Source organism: Nocardia brasiliensis (genome assembly GCF_011801125.1).
GTDB lineage: Bacteria > Actinomycetota > Actinomycetes > Mycobacteriales > Mycobacteriaceae > Nocardia > Nocardia brasiliensis_C.
This window is the reverse complement of record NZ_CP046171.1, coordinates 782173-804599: the sequence shown is the minus strand read 5'-3', so window position 1 is coordinate 804599 and position 22427 is coordinate 782173. Positions and strand designations below refer to the sequence as shown.

23 protein-coding genes are annotated in these 22427 nt (G+C 69.0%); 10 read left to right on the top strand and 13 right to left on the bottom strand.

The genetic code is table 11. The features are described 5' to 3' along the window. Positions 1-6: 6 nt before the first annotated feature. From F5X71_RS03845 to F5X71_RS03835, 3 genes are all read left to right on the top strand, one after another. The gene (locus F5X71_RS03845) at positions 7-786 is read left to right on the top strand and encodes a glutaminyl-peptide cyclotransferase (RefSeq protein WP_167460699.1); all 780 of its coding nucleotides are present in this window, start codon (positions 7-9) and stop codon (positions 784-786) included. 157 nt (positions 787-943) lie between these two features. Continuing rightward, on the top strand, positions 944-2815 hold the full coding sequence (locus F5X71_RS03840; RefSeq protein ID WP_167460698.1) for an MFS transporter: 1872 nt from the start codon (positions 944-946) through the stop codon (positions 2813-2815). Positions 2816-2879: 64 nt separating this feature from the next. Then, positions 2880-3392 carry a DUF2771 domain-containing protein gene (locus F5X71_RS03835; RefSeq protein ID WP_167460697.1) on the top strand — a complete coding sequence of 171 codons (513 nt, stop codon included), beginning with the start codon at positions 2880-2882 and terminating at the stop codon, positions 3390-3392. Positions 3393-3617: 225 nt separating this feature from the next. Here F5X71_RS03835 and F5X71_RS03830 read toward each other — a convergent pair whose 3' ends face one another. Further along, the gene (locus F5X71_RS03830) at positions 3618-4040 is read right to left on the bottom strand and encodes a cold-shock protein (protein ID WP_174817219.1); all 423 of its coding nucleotides are present in this window, start codon (positions 4038-4040) and stop codon (positions 3618-3620) included. A gap of 203 nt (positions 4041-4243) precedes the next feature. Here F5X71_RS03830 and F5X71_RS03825 point away from each other — a divergent pair, with 203 nt between their 5' ends. Together F5X71_RS03825 and F5X71_RS03820 are read left to right on the top strand one after the other, a co-directional pair. Beyond that, positions 4244-4474, top strand: a complete 231-nt coding sequence (locus tag F5X71_RS03825; RefSeq protein WP_167460695.1) for a hypothetical protein — start codon at positions 4244-4246, stop codon at positions 4472-4474. Between the two features lie 405 nt (positions 4475-4879). Then, the gene (locus F5X71_RS03820) at positions 4880-5512 is read left to right on the top strand and encodes a resuscitation-promoting factor Rpf1 domain-containing protein (protein ID WP_167460694.1); all 633 of its coding nucleotides are present in this window, start codon (positions 4880-4882) and stop codon (positions 5510-5512) included. A 74-nt stretch (positions 5513-5586) separates the two neighbouring features. On the opposite strand, the gene F5X71_RS03815 is transcribed toward F5X71_RS03820, so the two are convergent. Beyond that, positions 5587-5775, bottom strand: a complete 189-nt coding sequence (locus F5X71_RS03815) for a hypothetical protein (RefSeq protein ID WP_040731009.1) — start codon at positions 5773-5775, stop codon at positions 5587-5589. A gap of 220 nt (positions 5776-5995) precedes the next feature. Between F5X71_RS03815 and F5X71_RS03810 the strand changes: the two genes are divergently transcribed. Continuing rightward, entirely contained in the window at positions 5996-8290 is a 2295-nt protein-coding gene (locus F5X71_RS03810) for a helicase-associated domain-containing protein (RefSeq protein ID WP_167460693.1), read from the top strand. Positions 8291-8299: 9 nt separating this feature from the next. On the opposite strand, the gene F5X71_RS03805 is transcribed toward F5X71_RS03810, so the two are convergent. After that, the gene (locus F5X71_RS03805) at positions 8300-8809 is read right to left on the bottom strand and encodes an LppU/SCO3897 family protein (RefSeq protein WP_238815702.1); all 510 of its coding nucleotides are present in this window, start codon (positions 8807-8809) and stop codon (positions 8300-8302) included. Between the two features lie 322 nt (positions 8810-9131). Here F5X71_RS03805 and F5X71_RS03800 point away from each other — a divergent pair, with 322 nt between their 5' ends. Continuing rightward, complete coding sequence (locus tag F5X71_RS03800) at positions 9132-9950, top strand: hypothetical protein (RefSeq protein WP_167460692.1); 819 nt, start codon at positions 9132-9134, stop codon at positions 9948-9950. Between the two features lie 11 nt (positions 9951-9961). Here the strand turns inward: F5X71_RS03800 and F5X71_RS03795 are convergent, their stop codons facing one another. From F5X71_RS03795 to F5X71_RS03775, 5 genes are all read right to left on the bottom strand, one after another. Then, entirely contained in the window at positions 9962-11365 is a 1404-nt protein-coding gene (locus F5X71_RS03795) for a M1 family metallopeptidase (RefSeq protein ID WP_167460691.1), read from the bottom strand. Between the two features lie 77 nt (positions 11366-11442). Continuing rightward, positions 11443-12081, bottom strand: coding sequence for a LysE family translocator (locus F5X71_RS03790; protein WP_167460690.1), 639 nt, complete (start codon positions 12079-12081; stop codon positions 11443-11445). A 67-nt stretch (positions 12082-12148) separates the two neighbouring features. After that, positions 12149-12817, bottom strand: coding sequence for a DUF3239 domain-containing protein (locus tag F5X71_RS03785; RefSeq protein WP_167460689.1), 669 nt, complete (start codon positions 12815-12817; stop codon positions 12149-12151). A 41-nt stretch (positions 12818-12858) separates the two neighbouring features. Continuing rightward, on the bottom strand, positions 12859-14517 hold the full coding sequence (locus F5X71_RS03780; RefSeq protein ID WP_167460688.1) for a DNA repair helicase XPB: 1659 nt from the start codon (positions 14515-14517) through the stop codon (positions 12859-12861). 98 nt (positions 14518-14615) lie between these two features. Continuing rightward, a complete protein-coding gene (locus F5X71_RS03775; protein ID WP_167460687.1) occupies positions 14616-15218 on the bottom strand; it encodes a GNAT family N-acetyltransferase in 603 nt (200 codons plus the stop codon). Positions 15219-15325: 107 nt separating this feature from the next. Here F5X71_RS03775 and sigJ point away from each other — a divergent pair, with 107 nt between their 5' ends. From sigJ to F5X71_RS03760, 3 genes are all read left to right on the top strand, one after another. Next, complete coding sequence (sigJ, locus tag F5X71_RS03770; RefSeq protein ID WP_167460686.1) at positions 15326-16234, top strand: RNA polymerase sigma factor SigJ; 909 nt, start codon at positions 15326-15328, stop codon at positions 16232-16234. Positions 16235-16302: 68 nt separating this feature from the next. Further along, a complete protein-coding gene (locus F5X71_RS03765) occupies positions 16303-17475 on the top strand; it encodes a pyridoxal phosphate-dependent aminotransferase (RefSeq protein WP_167460685.1) in 1173 nt (390 codons plus the stop codon). A 53-nt stretch (positions 17476-17528) separates the two neighbouring features. After that, positions 17529-18074, top strand: a complete 546-nt coding sequence (locus F5X71_RS03760; RefSeq protein WP_167460684.1) for a dihydrofolate reductase family protein — start codon at positions 17529-17531, stop codon at positions 18072-18074. Here the strand turns inward: F5X71_RS03760 and F5X71_RS03755 are convergent. The 5 genes from F5X71_RS03755 to F5X71_RS03735 form a co-directional block, all read right to left on the bottom strand. Further along, the gene (locus F5X71_RS03755) at positions 18067-18759 is read right to left on the bottom strand and encodes a trimeric intracellular cation channel family protein (RefSeq protein WP_238815701.1); all 693 of its coding nucleotides are present in this window, start codon (positions 18757-18759) and stop codon (positions 18067-18069) included. The two genes, F5X71_RS03760 and F5X71_RS03755, sit on opposite strands and share 8 nt — an antisense overlap. A gap of 63 nt (positions 18760-18822) precedes the next feature. Beyond that, positions 18823-19467, bottom strand: a complete 645-nt coding sequence (locus tag F5X71_RS03750; protein ID WP_167460683.1) for a LysE family translocator — start codon at positions 19465-19467, stop codon at positions 18823-18825. Between the two features lie 117 nt (positions 19468-19584). Further along, entirely contained in the window at positions 19585-20649 is a 1065-nt protein-coding gene (locus F5X71_RS03745; RefSeq protein ID WP_167466183.1) for a 3-deoxy-7-phosphoheptulonate synthase, read from the bottom strand. A gap of 260 nt (positions 20650-20909) precedes the next feature. Then, positions 20910-21380: a carboxymuconolactone decarboxylase family protein gene (locus tag F5X71_RS03740; protein WP_167460682.1), complete on the bottom strand. Its 471-nt coding sequence runs from the start codon at positions 21378-21380 to the stop codon at positions 20910-20912. Between the two features lie 164 nt (positions 21381-21544). Then, a complete protein-coding gene (locus tag F5X71_RS03735) occupies positions 21545-22423 on the bottom strand; it encodes an oxidoreductase (protein ID WP_167460681.1) in 879 nt (292 codons plus the stop codon). Positions 22424-22427: the final 4 nt, after the last annotated feature.

Below are 22427 nucleotides of genomic sequence, written 5' to 3'. Positions count from 1 at the left end.
TGCCGTATGAAACGCAATCGGCGTTCGTTGGCTGTCGCTCTGCTGGTCGGTCTGGTCATCTTCAGTGGCTGTGGCGCCGCGCAGGACGCCGCGCCCGAGCTGAAGATCGAGGTCGTGGCCGTCCGACCGCATGACCGGACCGCTTTCACCCAGGGCCTCGAGATCGACGGCAACGTGCTCTACGAAGGCACCGGACTCTCGGGCGAGTCGACTGTGCGCGCGACGGACCTGCGCACCGGCGAGCAGCTGGCCAGAGCCGACCTGCCCGCGCCGTTCTTCGGCGAGGGCCTCACCGTCGCCGCGGACACCCTCTGGCAGCTGACCTGGCAGCAGCACACCGCCTTCGCCAGGGATCCGCGCACGCTGGTCGAACGTACCCGCGTGCCCTACGAGGGCGAGGGCTGGGGTCTGTGTGCCGGAAACGGCAGGCTGGTGATGAGCGACGGCACCGACACGCTGACCTTCCGCGATCCGGTCACCTTCGCGCCGACCGGCTCGGTCCGGCTGACCAGCAGGCAGAACGCACGGCTCAACGAACTCGAGTGCGCCGAGGACGGTTCGGTCTACGCCAACGACTGGCCGACCGACACCATCCTGCGCATCGACCCCGACTCCGGACAGGTGCTCGCGCGCATCGACGCGAGCGGTCTGTACCCGGCCGCGGCCCGGGTACTCACCGGCAGCGACGCGCTGAACGGGATCGCCCAGATTCCCGGCACCGACCGGTTCCTGCTCGCGGGCAAGAAGTGGCCGTCGACGTTCGAGGTCCGTTTCGTGCCCGCGTGAGATCGGCGACGACTTCACCAGGACTTCGCATGTGCTGCGCCGGATCGGGCAGCCCGTGGGTATGCATCGTCGTCTGCGACGCGACAAAGGTCACCTTCGGCCGACGCCTTCGAGCGCGGGTGAACGCCCAGCAGCGAAGTACGACAGAATTGAGGACGTGACTACTCCCCGCGAACCTTCCGGTCCCGACCGTGATCGGTGGGACGGTGGGGAGTATCCGCCGATCGAGCGGCATCCCGGGTTCGACCGGTATCCCCCGCCGAACGCACCGTCGCGGCGCGGCCCGTTACCGCCGTTGGACCCGGACCGGTTCGGCGGATCGCAGGCCGAGACGCGGCGGCATCCGGCCACGCCGCCGCGAGAGCTGTCCGACCCCCAGGACCCGCACGGCCGCGCGCCCCGCCGCGTCTTCCCGAATCGCCCGCAACCTCCGCACGGGCCCGAGCCGGAACTCCCCGCGGCACCGCCGCCGACCAAGCCCATCCCGGAACAGCCGGACGCCGCCGACGCGCCCACCGCACCCGGCCCCCAGCGGGTGCCGCGCAAGCTGACGGTCACCAGGGTCGCCGCGATGCGCGGGCGCGAACTCACCGAGAAGGGCATCGCCACCTTCCAGCGCGCGGCCAAGGCCGACGGCGCCGACAAGTCCGGCCTGACCGCGCTGACCTACGCGACCATGGCGAACTTCGCGCTCGACGCGGCGGTCGCGGTCGCGCTCGCCAACACGCTGTTCTTCGCCAGCGCCACCGCCGAGAGCAAGACGAAAGTCGCGCTGTACCTATTGATCACGATCGCGCCGTTCGCGGTGATCGCGCCGCTGATCGGACCGATGCTCGACCGGCTGCAGCACGGTCGCAGGCTGGCGCTGGCCACCTCGTTCGCCTTGCGCGCCGTCGTCGCGGTGGTGCTGGTGCTCGAATTCGACAGCTGGGCACTGTATCCGCTCGCCCTGTGCATGATGGTCGGCAGTAAATCGTTCTCGGTGCTCAAGAGCGCGGTGACGCCACGCGTGCTACCGCCCGAGATCGACCTGGTGCGCACCAACTCTCGGCTCACCGTGTTCGGCCTGGTCGGTGGCACCATCGGCGCGGGCGCGATCGCGGGCATCGCCGCCATGGCCGCCGGTTCCAACGGCGCGCTGATCTTCGCCACGTTGATCGCCTGCGCCGGAACCTATCTGAGCCTGCGCATCCCGTCCTGGGTGGAGGTCACCGAGGGCGAGGTGCCAGCGACGCTGAGCTATCACGGCTCCGACGAGCACACCGAGGTGCTCTCGCCGGACAAGGAATCGGCGGTGCCGCCGCGCAAACGCAGGCAGCCACTGGGTCGTTCGGTGGTGACCGGCCTGTGGGGCAACAGCGCGATCCGCGTGCTGACCGGGTTCCTCACCTTCTATATCGCCTTCGTCGCCAAGGCCACCGAGCACCGGCCGGTGCAGCAGGCCGCGATGCTCGGCGTGGTCGGCGCCGCCGCCGCGATCGGCAACTTCGCGGGCAACGCGACCGGCGCCAGGATCAAACTGGGCAGGCCGTCGCTGATCGTGCTCGGCTGCACCGCGGCCTGCGCGCTGGTCGCGCTGTTCGCGACGTTCACCGACAACCTGCTCGGCGCGGCGCTGGCCACCCTGGTCGCGGCGGGCACGAGCGCGCTGGCGAAGGTCTCGCTGGACGCGCTGATCCAGGACGATCTGCCGCCGGAGTCGATCGCGTCCGGTTTCGGCCGCTCGGAGACCGTGTTGCAGCTCAGCTGGGTGGTCGGCGGTGCGGCGGGCGTGCTGCTGCCGACCGACTACTGGAAGGGCTTCGCGGTGATCACCGCGGTGCTCGTGGTCGGTCTGGTGCAGACCTTTGTCAGCTACCGTGGCCATTCGCTGCTGCCCGGCCTCGGCGGAAATCGTCCGCAACACGCGGAGCAGGAAGTTCCCGCGACCCGGCCGATGCCACAGACTTCGAACCCGTACCGCAAGCCGGGAACCGCCGGGGGCGAGACGACACAGTTCCAACGAGGGATAGGAGATCCCAGCCAGTGAGCGAGCGAACCTTCGACCAAGCGGCGGTGCCGACGGCCGGTAGGCGCGGCGGCGAGGCGGCGGCGTGAAGCGGCCGAGCACCCGCACCGTCCTGGCCCTGCTCGCCGCGGGCTTGCTCGTCGTCACCGTCGCCTTCGTCGGCGCGCTCGTCGTGCTGGTGCGCAACGCGGCGGAGAAGGATCCGGTGATCACCGCGTACGCGCACGGCAAGACGGTCACCGTCGAGCCGTACGTGTATTGCTCGGTGCAGATGGAAGATTGCCGCTACGGCGAGACCGTGCAACTGCTCGTGCCGCCGAACTACCCGCTGCAGTTGTCGCTGCCGAAGCAGATCGCCGACGCCCCCTGGCTGGCTCAGGTCGTCTACGCCTTACCCAACGGCGAACGAGTCGACCGCGTCATCAGCCACACCAACTACCCCCGCGGCGCCATGGCCGTCACCATCGAGTCCCGCCCCGAACCCGACCTCACCCTCGTCGGCCTGGAACTCCAACTCCCCATCCTCGCCAGGGACAAGGACACCGGCAAAGAGTTCTACCTCCCCCACGCCGCCTGGTCCATCAGCACCGCCCCCTAACCGCGCACGCAATACCCCAGCGCGGGACGGGTTTACGAGCGCCCGCTAAAGCGCCCCCTCCCCGCAAGACGCCCCCACAACGGAGCGAGTCTTACGAGCGACCCGGTTCGCGGCCGTCTCGTGGCTCAGCTGTCGAAGCGCATGCGCCGAAGGCGCGAGTCTCGACAGCTGAGCCACGAGACTGAAGGGGCCGCGAACCACGCCGCGCCCGCGCGGCCAACAACGCTAGCTGTCGAGCTCGCGGGCAACGGCGCGGACGACTTCGGAGATCCGTTGTGCCGTCTTGCGATCCGGGTACTTGCCTTTACGCAGGTCCGGCTGCACCGTCGCCTCGAGCAGGGTGATCATGTCTTCAACCATGCCGTGCAGCTCGTCGGGGGTGTGCCGGCGCGCGGCGGGTTCTTTGCGCGCGCGTTCGCGTTCTTGGCCCTGCCGGACCGAGGGCGGTGCCTCGAGCAGCTTCAGGCTGAGGGCTTGCGGGCCGCGACGTCCCGCGGCCATGCCGAATTCGACGCGCTGTCCGGGCTTGAGTCCTTCGACACCGTCGGGCAGCGCGGAGGAGCGGACGTAGACGTCCTCCCCCTCGTCTTGGGAAAGGAAGCCGAAGCCCTTTTCGACGTCGTACCACTTCACCCTGCCGGTCGGCACTGCGCTCACCCGTTCATCGATCGAAAACTCGGACCCCGACGGCCCGAGTGCTTTTGGTCTATGGAACCCGCTGTGGCACAGCGCCACGAGCAGGTTCTTTTCTCTTTGCGAAAAGAACGCGCCCTGCAGGGATGCGGGACGCGAGTGCCTACGAGTCTACCCCGGTGCGAATAACGCAAGCACATCAGTTTTACGGTCGTGCGGTGACGAACCCTTCCGTTCCGCCCCCGTCGCGCAAGCCGGGTGACTGGTTGCTACAGGTCGCGCTGAGCCTGTTCGCGCTGGGATTGCTGGCGATCTTCGCGATCTTCCTCATCCCGGTGCTGTCGGACTCGAAGCCGGGGCTGTGGCTCTACTTCAGCGCGATGCTCTTGCCGCTCGGATTGCTGCTCGCGGTGGTGTACGCGCTGCGTGCCGGGCGCCGGGCGCGCTGACCCGACCGCATCCGGCCGCCGAGGTACGAACCGGTTACCCGAGCCTTTCGTTACCGAATCTCAGATGTGATCCTCGTCACATAACGAGAAGGTCACGGAGTGGTGACGGCCGGACACGGGCCGGACGGCACTGCGTCTAGCTGCGAAGAAGGTCATTCCCCCGCTCTGATACCGCACCGAGACCCGCTCGTACACGCCGGTTACCAAATGGTGATTTTTCTCCGGGATCGACGTACGGTCTAACGCAGCCGGGACAACCGGCTACCACCGGCCCGCCGCACCGAACCTCGCCCCGCGGGTACCGGACCCCCGACGGAAACGTAGGGGCGAGGGCGGGCATGACGACCTCTCAGTCCAGCCCGATCGATGACCTCGCAGGTGCGTCGAGAGGAAGACGAACCCGATATGAGTGGACGCCATCGCAAGCCAAGCTCGACCGGTCGCACGGTAGCCAAGGTCGCCGTGACCGGCGCGATCATGGGCACCGCAGGTGTGGCCCTCGCAGGCAACGCCAGCGCGGCACCCGACTCCGACTGGGATCGCCTCGCACAGTGTGAGGCCGGCGGTAACTGGGGCATCAATACGGGCAACGGTTTCCAAGGCGGACTTCAGTTCTCGCCGAGCACCTGGAAGGCCCACGGCGGCGGCGAATACGCGGCCACTGCCAACCAGGCCACCCGCGAACAGCAGATCGCGGTCGCCGAGAAGGTGCTCGCCTCGCAGGGTTGGGGTGCCTGGCCCAGCTGCTCGGCCAACCTCGGCCTCAGCAGCGCCCCCACGCCGCGCTCCGTGCCCGCCACCACCGAGTCCCCGCGCTGGAACCCCGAGCCCGCGCCGCAGGCCGCTCAGGCCGCGCCGGACAGCACTCAGGAAGTCTTCAACGCGGTCGACCGCGCCCTCGCGGTCGTGCAGGGTCAGGGCATCCAGGTTCCCAAGGAAGCCTTCGACTTCTTCAACGCCGCCAAGGCCAGCGGCACCAAGCTCGATCCCAACATCGTGAACTTCTACGAGGCCAACAAGGGACTGCTCCCGTCCTGACCTACGCATGAAGAAGGGCCCCATCCTCGGATGTGGGGCCCTTCTTCGTATCTGCGGACTTTCCCGTCCGGAGATCAGCGGTTGATCACCGTGTTCGGGTGCATGTAGGGCAGCTGATCCGCCGGAACCGGGAACTCGGTGTCCTCACCGTACGGCGAGAGCCCACCGGAACGGGTCGACGAAAGTTCGGTGACCGCATGGTCACCCTCGGCGACCTTGGGCCAACCGTTGTCGACATACGGTTTCTTCGATTTGTTCACCACGGACCTATGCTAGCCCGCCTCTCCGCGACTTCAGGCCTGGCCTAGGTGCTACATCTGCCACACTGGCGACCGGCGGGCGTGCGAGGCGAAAGTCAGCCGGTACCCGACGAGTTACCGATGTACCCCCGAAACCACTTATTCGTTTTCGACCCGATGCGCTAGTGCGGCACTAGTGACTCCGCACCGGCGCACGATTCGCCTAAGCCGTACGCTGGATCGGATGACCTCGACCTCCCTTGCCGGGTGGCTCGGTGCACGCAGTGACGCCCAGCTGGTGACGCTGCTCGAACTCCGGCCGGACCTGGCCGTGCCGCTGCCGTCCTCGATGGCGGTGCTCGCGGCGCGCGCCGAGCAGCGCGCCTCGGTGCTGCGCGCCACCGATGACCTGGACACCCTCGACTTCGCGATGCTGGAAACCCTTGCCGTGCACGGGGTGACGCGCACCGAGAGCAACGGCGCGCCGCTGCGGCGCGCCGAGTTGCACGTGCAGCTGAACGAACGCGTGAGCGCCGCGGCGATCGACGCGTCGCTGGCCAGATTGACCGATCGCGCGCTGGTCTGGCTCGCCGGCGACGAGTTGCATCTGGTCACGGCGGCGGTCGAGGCGCTGCCCTGGCCGATCGGGAGCACCACCGAGATCCCCGACGCGCTCACCGAACCCGAGGTGCGCGCGGCGTTGCCCGAGCTCACCGCCCCCGCACGGGCCCTGCTGGACAAGCTGGCCACCACCGGCCCGCGGGGCCGCACGAAGGACGCCGCGCCGGGCACCCCGGCGGATCGGCCGATCCAGCAGCTACTCGCCCGCAGACTGGTGCACCGGATCGACGACGAGACAGTGGAATTGCCGGTCACGGTCGGCCAGGTGCTGCGCAACGAGCCGGTGACGCACCCGCACGCGTTGACCCCGCCCAAGCCGAAGACGAAGAAACACACACCCGCCGAGGTGAACGCGGTGGCCGCGGGCGAGGTGGGCGAGTTGCTGCGGCACTGCGCCGCGATCATCGACGCGCTCGGGCAGGCGCCCGCACCCGCCTTGCGCGCGGGCGGGCTCGGGGTGCGCGAATTGCGCCGCATCGCCAAGCAGACCGGTATCGACGAGCCGCGCGCCGGTTTGCTGGTCGAACTGCTGGCCGCGGCGAAACTGATCGAAAAGGGTTTGCCGGACCCGCCTCCCGAGCTCGATTCGACCGACGATTTCTGGGCGCCGACCCCCGCCGTCGAGGCGTGGCTGGAGGCCCCGCTCGCCCGGCGCTGGGCGGCCCTGGCCATCGCGTGGCTCGAATTGGACCGGATGCCATGGATGATCGGCATGCGCGACGCCAACGACAAGCCGCTCGCGGCGCTCGCGCTGGAGCTGCGCAACCCGCACGCGCCGCGTGACCGGCATGCCATCCTCGGCCTACTCGCCGAGTATCCGTCCGGCAGTGCGCTGACACCCGCCGATATCGGCCGGGTGCTCGCGTGGCGGCAACCGCGCTGGCGCAGGCACTTCCGCGTCGAGGCGGTGGAGCACACGCTCGCGGAGGCGGCCGCGCTGGGCTTCGTCGGCCGCGACGCGCTCGGTTCCGCGGCGCGGGCGCTGCTGCACGGTGAACCGAGCAGCGCGGCCGACGCCGAGGCGGAGATGGAGGCGGCACTGCCCGCCCCGGTCGACCACGTGCTGGTCCAGGCAGATCTCACGGTGATCGCGCCCGGCCCGCTGATCGCCGAGTTGCAGCATCGGGTCGCGTTGGTCGCCGACGTCGAATCCGCGGGCGCGGCAACGGTTTACCGGATCAGTGAGACGTCGGTGCGGCGGGCGCTCGACGCCGGGTTGACCGCGGCGGAGCTGCACGCGCTGTTCACCAAGCACTCACGCACGCCGGTCCCGCAGGCACTGACCTACCTGATCGATGATGTGGCGCGCAGGCACGGCCAGCTCAGGGCCGGCATGGCGCAGTCGTTCGTGCGCAGCGACGACCCGGCCCTGCTCGCCCAGGTACTGGCCGCACCGGTGGCGGACACGCTGGTGCTGCGCGCGATCGCGCCGACGGTCGCCATCGCGCAGGCACCGCTGGGCGAGGTGCTGGAACAGTTGCGCGCGGCCGGTTTCGCGCCTGCGGGCGAGGATTCCGCGGGCGTCATCGTGGATCTGCGCCAGCGGGGCGCCCGGATCTCCATCCGGCCCAATGCCAGGCAGCCGTGGCGGCCTACGCCGCCGAGCACCGAACAGCTGGAGTTGCTCGTCACGGAACTGCGGGCGGCCGAGCGGGCCACCAGCGCCCGATCGGCGCAGGCGGTGCGCACCGACGGCACCAGGACCAATACGGCCGCGACGCTCGCGCTGCTGCAACTTGCGGCGCGGGTGCGGCGGCCGGTCAATATCGGCTACGTGGACGCGCAGGGCGTCGCGACGCAGCGGGTGGTCGAGCCGGTGAAGGTCGGCAACGGTCAGTTGGACGCGGTGGACCCGGTGACGGGGGCGATCCGGCACTTCACGCTGCACCGGATCGCATCCGTCGCCCTCATCGAATGAGCGAAGTGCTCAGACCTTCGGCTTCGCCAGGCAGAAGGTGATCTTCGGCGCCTCGGAGATCAGCCGGAAGCTGGTCGCGTCCGCGCCACACAGCAGTTCGTCGGCCTCGCCGTCGATCCGCTGCACCACCTGGAAGTTCGCCTCGCTGGACGTGCAGCCCACATGCTTGTACCCGGTGCTCGCGCTCTCGTTGTAGCAGGCGCCCTGCTTGAAATTGGGTGCCAGGCACAGGAACGCGGTGGTGCCCCCGGCCAGCGTCTCCTCGTAGGAGGTGTAGTCCGTCGCGCACTCGGTCTTCTTGTCCGTGGACTGGGCGACCTTGTATACGGCCTTCTCCGACGAGCAGTCGATCGGCTCGGTCTTGGCATCGGTGGACGAGCCTGCGATGACGTTGATGCAGTCACCGACCTTGGCGTTGGCCGTGTCGGACTTGCTCGCCTCCTTGGCCGCGGCACAGCCGACCACCGTGACCACCACCGCGGCCACCGCTACGAGGGCGAGCACCACACGCGCCAACAACCTCGATCCTGGGAACTTCACCTGAAAACCTCTCTCACCGAACACATTCACGCCGGTCGCGAACGCGGTGAGAATACCCGGACGCCCAGTACGCCCGCATCAGCTCAACGGGTGATCTTCCTTCGGCACCCGCCTCGGCTCACCAGTGCGCGCCCCACAGCCCGAGCAGCGAGTAGCCGAGGATGCTCGGTAGCAGACGGCCGAGCATTTGGAGTCCAAAGTAATTCACTAGCAATGCCTTTCGCGCTGACCACAAAGTGGACACTCGTCCGATACGTGGTCTCTTTCGCTTCGTGCGAGCAAGTCGTTACGCTTGATCAGTATGACCCTGGACGACATCGCCGTCGACCTGTACGGACTCGCCCCCGCCGAGTTCGTGCCGGCGCGCACCGCCCAGGTCAAAGCGGCCAAGGACGCCGGTGACAAGGAACTCGCCGCCGCGATCGGCAAGCTACGCAAGCCGACGGTCACCGCGTGGACGGCGAACCTGCTGGCCCGCGAGGCGCCGACGGAGGTCGAGGCGCTGCTGCGACTCGGTGCGGCGTTGCGCACCGCCCAGCAGCAACTCTCCGGCGCCGAGTTGCGCACCCTCACCGGGCAACGCCAGCAGGCGGTCAACGCACTGGCGAAAAAGGCGGGCGCCCTGGCCGCCGCGCACGGCCACAAGGTGAGCGAGAACATGCTCCGGGAGATCGGCCAGACCCTGACCGCGGCCCTGGCCGATCCAGAGGTGGCCGAACGGGTGCGCACCGGCACACTGGCCACCGCGGCGACCTACTCGGGATTCGGGCCGTCCGGCCCCGCGCTGGTCGCGGTCGACGATCCCCCGGCCGCGCCGCAGCCGCAGAGCACGTCCGACGACGACGCCCGCCACGAGCTCGACGACGCACTGTCCGCACTCGAATCCGCCCGCGCGACAATGGCTTCCGCGACCGAGGCGGCCGAGCAGGCGACCGATCGACTGGGCGAGATCGAGGCCAGGATCGGCGAGCTGAAGGACGCGCTCGCCCACGCCGAGCAACAGCGGCAGTTCTGCCGCACCGCCGAACGCACCGCCCAGGACGAATTGCGTTCGGCCCGGCGCCAACTCGACCGCGTCGAGCGGTGGGTGGCGCGGGCCGGCGAGCGCGTCGAGGACTGACGCGGCGGAGCTCAGCCGCGCAAGCTGCCCGGGTAGAGGTACTCCTGCGCGGGCGGTGCGGCCTGGTCGAGCCAGGCCGCGAAGAAGCCGGTCAGATCCGTCGGCGACTTGGACTGCACGAACCGGCGGAACTCCGGCATCGACGCGTTTCCGTAAACATGCGCGGCGTTGAATTCCTTTATCGCGGCGAAGAATACGGCGTCCCCCAGTTGTCTGCGCAGCGCGTGCAGGAACAGCGGGCCGCGGTAGTAGACCGAGGTGAATTCGTTGCCGACGCCGGGGTTCGCCAGCGGGATCTGCCAGAACTCGTTGTTGCCCAGGTAGTTCTGCACGGTCTGGCGATACATCGCGTCGACGTCCTTGCCCTCCTGCTGCTCCGGCCACAGATAGTCGGCGGTGTAGCTGGCGAAGCATTCGTTGAGGCAGATGTCGGACCACTGGCGCACCGACACCGAATCGCCCCACCACTGGTGCGCGATCTCGTGCACCACGGTCGGCAGGTCGGTCCACGGCGCGTAGATCGGCCTGGTCTGGGTCTCCAGCGAGAACGCGATGTCGGCGTCCACGTAGATGCCGCCCGACGTCTCGAACGGGTAAGGGCCGTAAAGGCTTTCGATGAAGTCGAGGATCTCCGGCAGACGCCGCTCGGACTCCCGGTTGCGTTCGGCGTTCGGGGCGAAGGCACTGATCAACGGGGTGCCGTTGGCACGACGCTGCTCCAGGAAGCTGAACTTGTCGATCGCGATCGTGGTCAGATAACCGAGCACCGGTTGGCTCACCGCCCAGCCGACGGTGCGCCGGTCGCCCCGCACCTCGTCCTGGGTGCGCACGCCGTTGGCGATCACCTCCCACTCGGCCGGGACCGTCGCGCGCACCGCGAAGGTCGCCTTGTCCAGCGGAGTGTCGTTGAGCGGGTACCAGGTAGCGGCGGAGTGCGGCTCGCCCGCGGCGAACGCGCCGCCGCTCGGCGCGTAGGTCCAGCCGTTGCCCTCGGTGTTCTCGGCGACGCCCGCGTAGTCCACCGTCACCGTGAACGGCACACCGGGCAGCAACGGCACCGGCGGCGTCACGGTGAGTTCGTGCTCGCCGTTGCGGTCGAACGCGGCGGACAGGTTGTTCACCGACACCGTGCGCACCGCGGGGCCCGCGAAATCCAGGTTGAACACGCGCAACACCTGGGTGGCGACGGCGTCGATCCGGGTGGATCCGGCGAGGTGATGACTCGGCGGGTCGTAGTCGATGGTGACGTCGTAGTGCTGGACGTCGTAGCCGCCGTTGCCGTCCAGCGGGTAGTACGGATCACCGAGGCCGGGCGCACCGACCGTCGGATCGGCGAGCGGATCGGCCGTAGCCGGAACCGAGACGGTGACCAGCGCCGCGGCAACCGCGGCACCCACCAAGCCGGCGAACCTCATACGCACACCACCCCTTTTTCTGCCGCCGGGCATTTTTTCGGTACGGGCGTACCGAGCCTCGGTGGATGGTAATCGGTTCAGTCGGCGCTGCCCGTCAGTGCCACCGACGCGCCGAGGCCGACGATCATCACGCCGCCCGCGCCGCCGACCGCTTCCAACCTACGCGGCGAGCGGGCGAACCACGACCGCGCGGAGGCCGCGAGCAGCGCCCATGCGCTGTCCGATATCGCCGCGATGACCAGGAACAAAGAGCCCAGTATCAGGAACTGCAGCTGCAACGAACCTGCCGCGGGATCGGCGAAATGCGGCAGGATCGCCGCGAAGAAGACGATGGCCTTCGGGTTGGTCAGCCCGACCAGCATGCTCTGCCGCACCACCTTCGTCGTCGGCGTGGCGGGAACCTCGGCGCCCAGCGCGGCGCGCAGCGACTTGCGCTCGCGGATCGCCTGGATACCGATGTAGATCAGATACAGCGCACCGGCGAACTTGATCGCCGCGAGCGCGAAGGCCGAGGCCATGAGCAGCGTGCCTAGGCCCACCGCGACCAGCAGCAGCACGAAGAACACGCCGAGGCAGTGCCCGAGCACCGAGAGCAGTGCCGCGCGCCTGCCGAGGGTCAGCGCCCGACCGATGGTGAACAGCACCCCGGGGCCGGGCACGATGATGAGAACGACCGCCGCGGCCAGAAACGCCAGCAGGTTGGACAGGGGAACCATCTTCGGAGTCTATGCGCTGCCGCAACCCGAATTAAGGGAGATCGCAACCGGACTCGGCGGCCGCCGGTCAGGAACCGAGGTCGTCGGGCAGCTGGTGCGGATCCAGCAGCAGGCGCTTGGCCGGCGCCCGGCGCACCTTGTCGGCGAGCGCCAGGTTGTCGGTGAGCAGCCGCCATTCGACGTCACTGATCGCGCTCCTGGCCCGCTCGATGACGGTTTCGTCGGTGGTGCCCCAGGCGATCGGCATAGCGCTGACCGACTGCCAGCGCTCCCCGACCTGACGCGGCGCCCGATCGGTGCGCACCGCGACCGCGGGCACCCGCTCCCCAGCCTTCGCCGGATGCCCCGGCAACGTGCGAACCTTCCGGGTCACCAGCGCGTAGTGCGAATCGGCGGCACCGGGCTTGGCGACATCGACCAGCGCCAGCAACACCACCCCGGACGGGTTGGTCTCCGAGATCACCGCGGCCACCAGCTCGCCGTCGGCGTACAGCTTGTCCATGCTGGCGTGGCGCGATGCCCATATCGCGACCCAGATCGACACCACCGCGCCGAGCACGAAGGCGACCGCGAGAAGGTACGCCCACGGGTGGTCGAGCCAGATCAGATAGGCCGCACCGGTGGTCGCGATGACCGCCGCCGCGATCGCCATGACGCGCAGTCGACGCTGGTCGGCGAACACTTCGTTGACCGCATGGGCATGTTTGCGGTCGACCGGGAATTCGAAGCGTCGCACGTCCCTATTCCTAGCACAGTTTTCGGAGGAGTTGCCTCCGCTTATCCGATGGCCGGACCGAGCAGGTCATCCGCGTCGGTGATGCGGTAGGCATACCCCTGTTCGGCGAGAAAACGCTGACGATGCGCGGCGTATTCGGCATCGAGGGTGTCCCTGGCCACCACCGAGTAGAAATGGGCTTGGCCGCCATCGTGTTTCGGCCGCAGCAAACGCCCGAGGCGCTGCGCCTCCTCCTGCCGCGAACCGAACGTGCCCGAAACCTGCACCGCGACCGAGGCTTCCGGCAGGTCGATGGAGAAGTTCGCCACCTTGCTCACCACAAGCACCGGGATCTCGCCCTGCCGGAACGCCTCGAAAAGCTCTTCCCGCTCTTTGGTTTTCGTCGAACCCTGGATCACCGGCGCCTGCAGCGCGGCGCCCAATTCGTCGAGCTGGTCCAGATACGCACCGATCACCAGCGTCGGCGCGTCCACGTGCTTGGCCAGGATCGACTGCACCACCGGAATTTTCGTGTGTGCGGTCGAGCACAATTTGTAGCGCTCCTCCGGCTCCGCGGTGGCGTAGGCCATTCGCTCGGCGTCGGTGAGCGTCACCCGCACCTCGACGCAGTCGGCGGGCGCGATCCAGCCCTGCGCCTCGATGTCCTTCCACGGCGCGTCGTAGCGCTTCGGGCCGATCAGCGAGAAGACGTCGCCCTCGCGGCCGTCCTCGCGCACCAGGGTCGCGGTGAGGCCGAGGCGCCGGCGCGACTGCAGGTCGGCGGTCATCCGGAACACCGGGGCGGGCAGCAGATGCACCTCGTCGTAGATGACCAGGCCCCAGTCGCGGCTGTCGAAGAGCTCCAGGTGCTTGTACTCGCCCTTGGTCCGCCGGGTGATCACCTGATAGGTCGCGATGGTGACGGGGCGGATCTCCTTGCGCTCACCCGAGTACTCGCCGATCTCGTCCTCGGTGAGCGAGGTGCGGGCCAGCAGCTCACGCCGCCACTGCCGACCGGCCACGGTATTGGTGACCAGGATCAACGTGGTCGCCTTCGCCTTGGCCATCGCGGCAGCGCCGACCATGGTCTTGCCCGCGCCGCACGGCAGCACGACGACGCCGGAGCCACCCGCCCAGAACGAGTCGGCGGCCAGCTCCTGGTAGTCGCGCAGCTGCCACTCGTGCTCGCCGTAGTCCAGCTCGATCGGGTGGGCCTCGCCGTCGACGTAACCGGCCAGGTCCTCGGCGGGCCAGCCGATCTTCAACAGCATCTGCTTGATCCGGCCGCGCTCGGAGGCGTGCACGATCACCGTGTCGTCGTCGAGCCTGGCCCCGAGCATCGGAGCGATCTTCTTGTGCCGCAGCACCTCTTCGAGCACCGCGCGGTCCAGGCTGACCAGCGTCAACCCGTGCGCCGGATGCTTGACCAGCTGCAGCCGCCCGTACCTGGCCATGGTGTCCACCACGTCCACCAGCAGCGGTTGCGGCACCGCGTACCGGGAGAAGCTCACCAGCGCGTCCACCACCTGCTCGGCGTCGTGCCCCGCCGCCCGCGCGTTCCACAGCGCCAATGGCGTCACCCGATAGGTGTGCACGTGCTCGGGCGCCCGCTCCAGCTCGGCGAACGGCGCGATGGCCTGCCGCGCCGCATCGGCCAACTCGTGGTCGACCTCCAGCAGCAGCGTCTTATCACTCTGCACAATCAGCGGACCGTCCGTCACAGCCCCTCCTCGCCTCGATTCCCCCCATTCTCCCCGAACCCCCCGACACCCCCACACCGCCGGTACCCCTGACCACGGGCATTGCCCGCGCGAGCGGGTCAGTTGGGGCCGGAGGAGGGCTCGAACGACCGCTGGAATTCGGGGGGCCAGTGGGGGGAGGGGGTGGTGGGGTCGGTGTTGAGGCGGGCGGCGCGCCAGTGGTCGCGGCGGCGGCCGCGTTGCAGGCTGCCAAGGCGCGAGAGGCCCTCGTAGTGGAAGCCGTTGCGGCGGACGACGGCGGCCGAGGGGTAGTTGCCGACGAACGCGCGCCAGCTGATTCGTTGCAGGCCGAGGCGGTCAGGGCGGAAGCCGAAGTCGCAGACCAGGGCGACGGACTGGGTCATCAGTCCGCGCGAACGGACCCGCGGCGCCAGCCAGTAACCGATCTCGGCACTGGATTCGTCGCGCTCGCCGAGGCCGATCATGCCGACAACGGGACCGTCCGCGTGCTCGCGCACCGCCCAGGTGGGGCTTTTACCCGCCCAACCCGGCCCGACGATGTCCTCGACGAAGGTCTTGGCGTTGTCGCGGGTGTAGGGCACCGGGATGGTCACCCACTCGCCGATAGACGGATGCTGACAGCACTCGGTGATGGCGTCGATGTCCGCGCCCGTTGGGGTCGACAGCCACACTGTTCCGTTCGTCAGCACCTGTGGGTCCATCGAGTCATGTTGTCATGAACAGCACCGACAGTTCATCGGGTTTCTCGCGCGTCGCCTCGCCGACACCGACGTAAAAGCCGTCTAGGACAGATCGTAGAATCGTCTCGATGGTTGCCGCTCTGCTTGCCGGACAGTTCGAATCACATCGAGCGCATCTGCTCTCGGTCGCGTATCGGCTGACGGGCAGCGTCGGCGACGCCGAGGACGCGGTGCAGGAGAGCTGGCTGCGTCTGGCGGGGGCGCACCAATCCGAGATCGACGACCTGCGCGCCTGGTTGACCACGGTGGTGAGCCGAATCTGCCTGGACCGCCTGCGCAGCGCGGCCGTGCGCCGGGAAAGCTATGTGGGGCAATGGCTGCCGGAGCCCGTGGTGAGCGCGCGTACCCGGTCCAGCGCGCCCGACCCGCTCGAGGTCGTGGTCCGCAATCAGGACTATCGCCTCGCCGCCCTGGTCGTGCTCGACCACCTGACGCCACCGCAACGCGTGGCTTTCGTACTGCACGAAGGCCTTTCGGTGCCGTTCGGCGAGATCGCCGAGCTGCTGGAGGTGTCGCCGGAGGCGGCCCGCCAGCTCGCCGCCCGCGCGCGCAAGGCCGTGGCGAACACCCCGCCGCCGGTACCCGACGCCGAGCACGAGGCGGCCGTGCACCGCTTCCTCGACGCGTTGGGTTCGGGCGACGTGCGCGCGGTTGCCGCTGCGCTGCACCCGGATTCGATCATGATCGGCGACGCGAACGGCACCACGTCCACCGCGATCAACATGCTGCGGGGCGCGGACCGGATCGCGCGCTTCGCCCTCGGCATCGTGCACAAGTACGGCGTCTCGCGCGACGCGGTGGACCCGCTGTTCACCACCGAGCTCGTTTCCGTGAACGGTCAGCTCGGCGTGGCGTTCACCGCGGCCGACACCGACCGCCCGGCGCGCGTGATCGGATTCACTATCCGCGACGGACTGGTCTGGGGCACCTACGACCTCGCGAATCCGGCGAAACTCACCGGCGTGCGGCTGAGCTGAGGCAATCCCCTACCGCCCGGCCGTCCTCCGGCGGCCCTGGCCCGCACCGAATTCACTACGCTGCGAATATGCCTCCGCAACCTGCCACCGTTGCCCGCCTGCGCCCGTTCGCCGCCACGATCTTCGCCGAGATGACCGAGCTCGCGGTGCGCCACGACGCGGTCAATCTCGGGCAGGGCTTCCCGGACACCGACGGGCCCGCCGGCATGCTCGAGGTGGCCAGGCAGTCCATCGCCGACGGCCTCAACCAGTACCCGCCGGGCCGGGGCAGGCCGGAGCTGCGCCGCGCCATCGCGGCCGATCGGGCCCGTCGCTACGGCACCGAGTACGACCCCGACAGCGAGGTGCTGGTGACCGTCGGCGCTACCGAGGCGATCGCCGCCGCGATCCTCGGGCTGGTCGAGCCGGGCGCGGAAGTGGTGCTGATCGAACCGTACTACGACTCCTACGCCGCGGCCGTCGCGCTGGCGGGCGCCCAGCGCCGGACCGCGCACCTGGTCGCCGACGGTGACCGCTTTGTGCTCGACCTGGACAGCCTGCGCGCCGCCGTCACTCCGGCGACCAGGATGCTGGTGGTCAATTCACCGCACAACCCGACCGGCACCGTGCTCGGCCGGGCCGATCTGCTGGCGATCGCCGAAATCGCCTGCGAGCACGACCTTCTGGTGCTCACCGACGAGGTTTACGAGCATCTGGTGTTCGACGGCGCCGAGCACATCAGCCTGGCCACGCTGCCCGGCATGGCCGAGCGCACCGTCGTGGTGTCCAGTGCCGCGAAGACCTTCAACGTCACGGGCTGGAAGATCGGCTGGGCGTGCGGCCCCAAGGAATTGATCGACGGCGTGCTGGCCGCCAAGCAGTTCCTGACCTTCGTCGGCGGCGGCCCGTTCCAGCCCGCGATCGCCCACGCGTTGAACAACGAGCTGGACTGGGTGGCAGGTCTGCGAGACGACCTGTCCGAGAAGCGGGTTCGCCTCTCCGCCGCGCTCGCCGACACCGGGTTCGCCGTGACCTACAGCGCGGGCGGCTATTTCGTCTGCGGCGACATCACCCCGCTCGGCTCGGCCGACGGCCTGGCCTTCTGCCGCGAGCTGCCCAAGCGTCTCGGGGTCGCCGCGGTGCCGCTCAGCGTGTTCGCCGATGCCGCCGCCGCATGGAATCACCTGGTGCGCTTCACCTTCTGCAAGCGCGACGAGACGATCGACGAGGGCGTCCGCCGGCTCCGCGCCGGCATTCGCTGACCACTCGGAAAACTTGACATACCCTGTCAGGGTTCGCTGGCAGGGTAGGTCGCATGGTGACGCAATACTTCACGGCAACGACCCTCGACGGCTATCTCGCGGACGAGCACAACTCGCTCGACTGGCTGTTCACCGTCGCGGCGGCCGACGAGATGGCCGAAAACAATGTCGCCGAATTCATCGACGGCATCGGTGCGATGTGCATGGGCGCGACCACGTACGAATGGATTCTGGCCAACGACGAACCCGAGAACTGGCACAAGTCCTACGGCGATCGGCCGTGCTGGGTCTTCACTCACCGCGAGCTGCCCGTCATCCCCGGCGCGAACCTGCGTTTCGTGTCCGGTGCGGTCGAGCCGGTGCACAGGGACATGCTCGCCGACGCGGGCGATCGCAACATCTGGGTGCTCGGCGGCGGTGAGCTGGCAGGCCAGTTCGCCGACGCGGGTCTGCTCGACGAGATCATCGCGGGCATCGCGCCGGTCACCCTCGGCGCGGGGGCGCCGCTGCTGCCCCGGCGCATCCACTCCGATCGGCTCGAACTGGTCGATGTCACCCGGTTCGGGCAGTTCGCGCAGCTGACGTACCGGCTCAAGTGATCTGACCGCGTGGTTCCGGTCGCCGGCGCGCCTGCGGCGCATGCCAGTGGAAACGCAGTGCGAGCAGACGAAACCCGATGGCGCCCAAGGCCGCCAGCGCACCGGTCCACGCGCGGTAGAGATCGAAATGCAGCAGCACCGCGGTGCAGACCGCGCCGAGCAGCGCCGGCACGGCGTAGATCTGGTCGGGCCGAAGCACATTCGGCGTCTGCCCGCCGAGCAGATCGCGGATGACACCCCCGCCGATCGCGGTGACCAGGCCGAGCAGTGCGGCCGATGGCGCGCCCGCGCCCGCGGTGTAGGCGACGACGGTGCCTGTCACACAGAACAATCCGAGACCGAACGCGTCGGCCACCTCGAGCGGGCCCTTGGTCAGCCGCCGCGACGGATGCCAGAAGAAGATCACCAGCGCGGCGAGCAGCGCGGTCCACAGATAGCTCAGATCCACGAAGGCCGCGGGCGGGGTGCGCCCGATCAGCAGATCCCGGATGACACCGCCGCCGAGCGCCGTGCTGCAGGCCAGCACGACGATGCCGAATATGTCGAAATCCCGGCGCACCGCGAGCAGCGCGCCCGAACTCGCGAACGCGAAGACCCCGAACAACTCCCCGACATGCTGCACCGCACCGACCGCCGACCCGAAATACCCGGCCAGCGCCACACCCCCCGCACCGAATTCCACCATGCCGCTCACCGTGCCACACCCCGCCCCGTTCGGTCGCGCACCACGAGCGACCGAATGAGCAGGTCAGGCCGGAGTGGGTCGGGCGCGGTCGGTGGCGACGAAGACGGCGATGACGCCGAGCATCGTTCCCATCAGGTAGCGCTGCACCCGCAGCCACAGCGGGCGACCGGTCAGAAAGGTCGCGATGCCGCCCGCGCCGAGCACGATCATGCCGTTCACCGTCAGCGCCACCGCGATCTGCACCGCGCCGAGGCACAGGCTCTGCAACCAGACTTGGCCGTGGCCGGGCACCACGAACTGCGGGATCAACGCCATGTACATGATCGCGATCTTCGGATTCAGCAGGTTGGTGACCAAGCCCATGGTGAACAGCCGCCGAGCCGGATCCGCGGGCAGCGCCGCGGGCGCGAACACCGAGGTGCCGCCGGGCCGCAACGCCTGCCAGGCCAGCCAGAGCAGATAGGCCGCACCGGCCAGCTTCACCGCCAGGTAGAGGCCGGGCACCACCGCGAACACCGCGGTGATCCCGGCAACCGCCGCGATCAGATACACCCCGAATCCCGCGGCGACGCCGCCGAGCGACACCAGCCCGGCCCGCCTGCCCTGCGCCACCGTGCGCGACACCAGATACATCATGTTCGGCCCCGGCGTCAGCACCATGCCCAACGCCACCGTCGCCACCCCGAGCACCGCCGCCATCTCGATCACACCGCCGATTCTCGCCGAGCCGCGGACCGCGCGTCGCGGTCCACTTTTCGGTTGCTGGACCCACCGACCGCCGGCTGCCCCTCCGCGGCGGACGGGCAGCCGAATCCGGCACGGCCGTCAGCGCTTACGGCGCTCCGCGACCGCGTCGGCGAGCCGCTCGAGCTGGCCCGCGGTGGTTTCCCAATCCAGGCAGGCGTCGGTGATGGACTGCCCGTAGGTGAGCTCGTCGGAGCGTCCGAGGGTGAGGTCCTGCCTGCCCGCGACGAGGAAGCTCTCCAGCATCACCCCGACCACGCCGGGTTCCCCGGCGGCCAGCCGCTGCGCGATATCGGTCACCACGTCGACCTGCTTGTTGTGGTCCTTGTTGCTGTTGCCGTGGCTGGCGTCGACGACAAGCCGCTGCGGCAGCGCCGCCTTCTCCAACCGCAGACAGGCCTCGGTCACCGAGGCGGCGTCGTAGTTCGGGCCGCTGCTGCCACCGCGCAGAATCACGTGGCAGTCCGGGTTACCAGTGGTCTGGATCAGCGCCGCTCGGCCGTGGAGGTCGGTGCCGGGGAACACGTGGCTGGCCGCCGCGGCGCGCACGCCGTCGACCGCGACCTGCACGTCGCCGTCGGTGCCGTTCTTGATGCCGACCGGCATGGACAGCGCGCTGCTCAACTGCCGGTGCACCTGGCTGGCCGCGGTGCGCGCGCCGATGGCGCCGTAGGAGACCAGGTCCGCGATGTACTGCGGGGTGATCGGGTCGAGGAACTCGCACGCCACCGGCAGCCCGAGGGCGGTGATGTCGACGAGCAGTTTGCGGCCGATGCCGAGACCGGTGTTGACGTCGAAGGAGCCGTCCAGGTGCGGATCGTTGATCAGGCCCTTCCAGCCGAGCGTGGTGCGCGGCTTCTCGAAGTACACCCGCATCACCACGTGCAGCCGATCGTCGAGTTCGGCGGCCTTGGCGGCCAGCCTGTGCGCGTAGTCCAGCGCCGCGGCGGGATCGTGCACCGAGCAGGGGCCGACGATCACCATGAGGCGATCGTCGGCGCCGTTGAGCACGTCGACGGTGGCGGCACGGCCCTTGCGGACGGTGTCGGCCAGCTCGTCGGTGATCGGGTGCACGCGACGGACCTCGGCGGGCGAGCGCAGCGGGCTGACGCTCATGGTGCGCTGGTCATCCAGGTCCGCGTGCATCGCGGTGCGATTCGACGAGGCGTGCTGCTCGGTCGAGGAGAGGGCGTGCCGTGAATCTATGGCGGCAGCTCGGGTCATGGTCGTGGGTTCCTTTTCTCAGGCCGACCCACGGACGTGAAACCCCGTCGAGCCGGTCCATATCCGGCTCGGGGTGGAATGTCGTCAGCGCATGTGGTTGCCGCAGACCAGCCCACCCAGGGCCGGCTTGCTAAACCAGAAATACACGCGCTGCACGTCGGCGACTGTACCAGGTCGGGAGTTCACCCCCATTGACCCGGGGTGTAGTCGCCCGCGGGGGTGCGGGCGATGACGTTCATCCGATTCCAGGCGTTGATCATCGCGATGGCGGCGATGAGCGCGGCGATCTGGTCCTCGTCGTAGTGCTTGGCCACCTCCTGCCACACCTCGTCGCTGACGCCGCGCCCGTCCCCGATCCGAGTGGCCTCTTCGGTGAGCGCCAGCGCGGCGCGCTCGGCCTCGGTGAAGACGGTGGCCTCCGGCCAGGCGGCGACCAGGTTGAGCCGCACCGAGGTCTCCCCGGCGTGCGCGGCGTCCTTGGTGTGCATGTCGGTGCAGTAGCCGCAACCGTTGATCTGGCTGGCCCGGATCTTGACCAGCTCGTAAGTCGTTGCGGGCAGCGTGGATTCGTTGATCACCCGGCCCGCGGTGGTGAGCCGCTTGACGAAGCTGGCCGCGACGCGGTTGCCGAAGAGGTTGAAACGAGCGCTCATGATGTCTGCCTTCTTTCTGGTTCCTGCCGTGCGGGACGGTGCTACAGAGACGACGGCGCAGCGACGCGAGGTGTGACATCGCCGTGTGAGTGATGTGGACCACTCACCGCCACCTCGCTACTCGCGGCGCGTCCAGCCCGCGGCGCACTGGGGAACCGAAGGCGCTACCCGCCGAAGTCGTAGCTGACGCCGGTCAGCTTCTCCGACAACTCCCACAGCCCGCGCGCGACGGCTTCGTCACGAGCCGCCCGCGACGAGCCAGAGACTCCGGGGTAGCCGCGCAGTCCGCCGAGGCCGGTCGGGCCGTAGTAGCTGCCCGGCGCCACCGGCGTGGTCGCCACGTACAGCGTTGGCAGCGCGCCCATTTCGGCACTTTGCGCGAGCAGCCGGTTGCCCAGCCACATCACTCGGTCCTGGATCGACTCGGTGTGCGACTGCAATTCGGTCGAGGCGTAGCCGGGATGCGCGGCGACCGAGATCGTCGAGGAGCCCGCGGCGGTGAGCCTGCGCTGCAACTCGAAGGCGAACAGCAGGTTGGCCAGCTTCGCCTGGCCGTAGGCCTGCCAGCGCTGGTACCTGCGGCGTTCCCAGTTCAGGTCGTCGAGGTCGATCTTGCCGATCACGTGCGCACCGCTGGCCACGGTGACCACCCGCTGCGAGATCTTGGGCAGCAGCAGCCCGGTCAGCGCGAAGTGCCCGAGATGGTTTGTGCCCACCTGCATTTCGAAGCCGTCGGCGGTGCGCAGCTCGGGCAGCGCCATCACCCCGGCGTTGTTGATCAGCACGTCGGCCCCCTCGCTGGCCGCGGCGAACTCGCGGATCGAGGCCAGGTCCGCGAGATCCAGCCTGCGCACGACCGCGCGCTCCCCCAGGTCCGCGGCCACACGCTCCCCTTTGGCCACGTTGCGGCAGGCCAGCACCACCCGCGCCCCGGCCCGGGCGAGCGCACGCGCGGTGACGGCCCCCAACCCGCTGTTCGCGCCGGTCACGATGAAGGTGCGTCCGGTCTGGTCGGGCATGTTCGAGGTGTCCCACCTGCTCATAGCG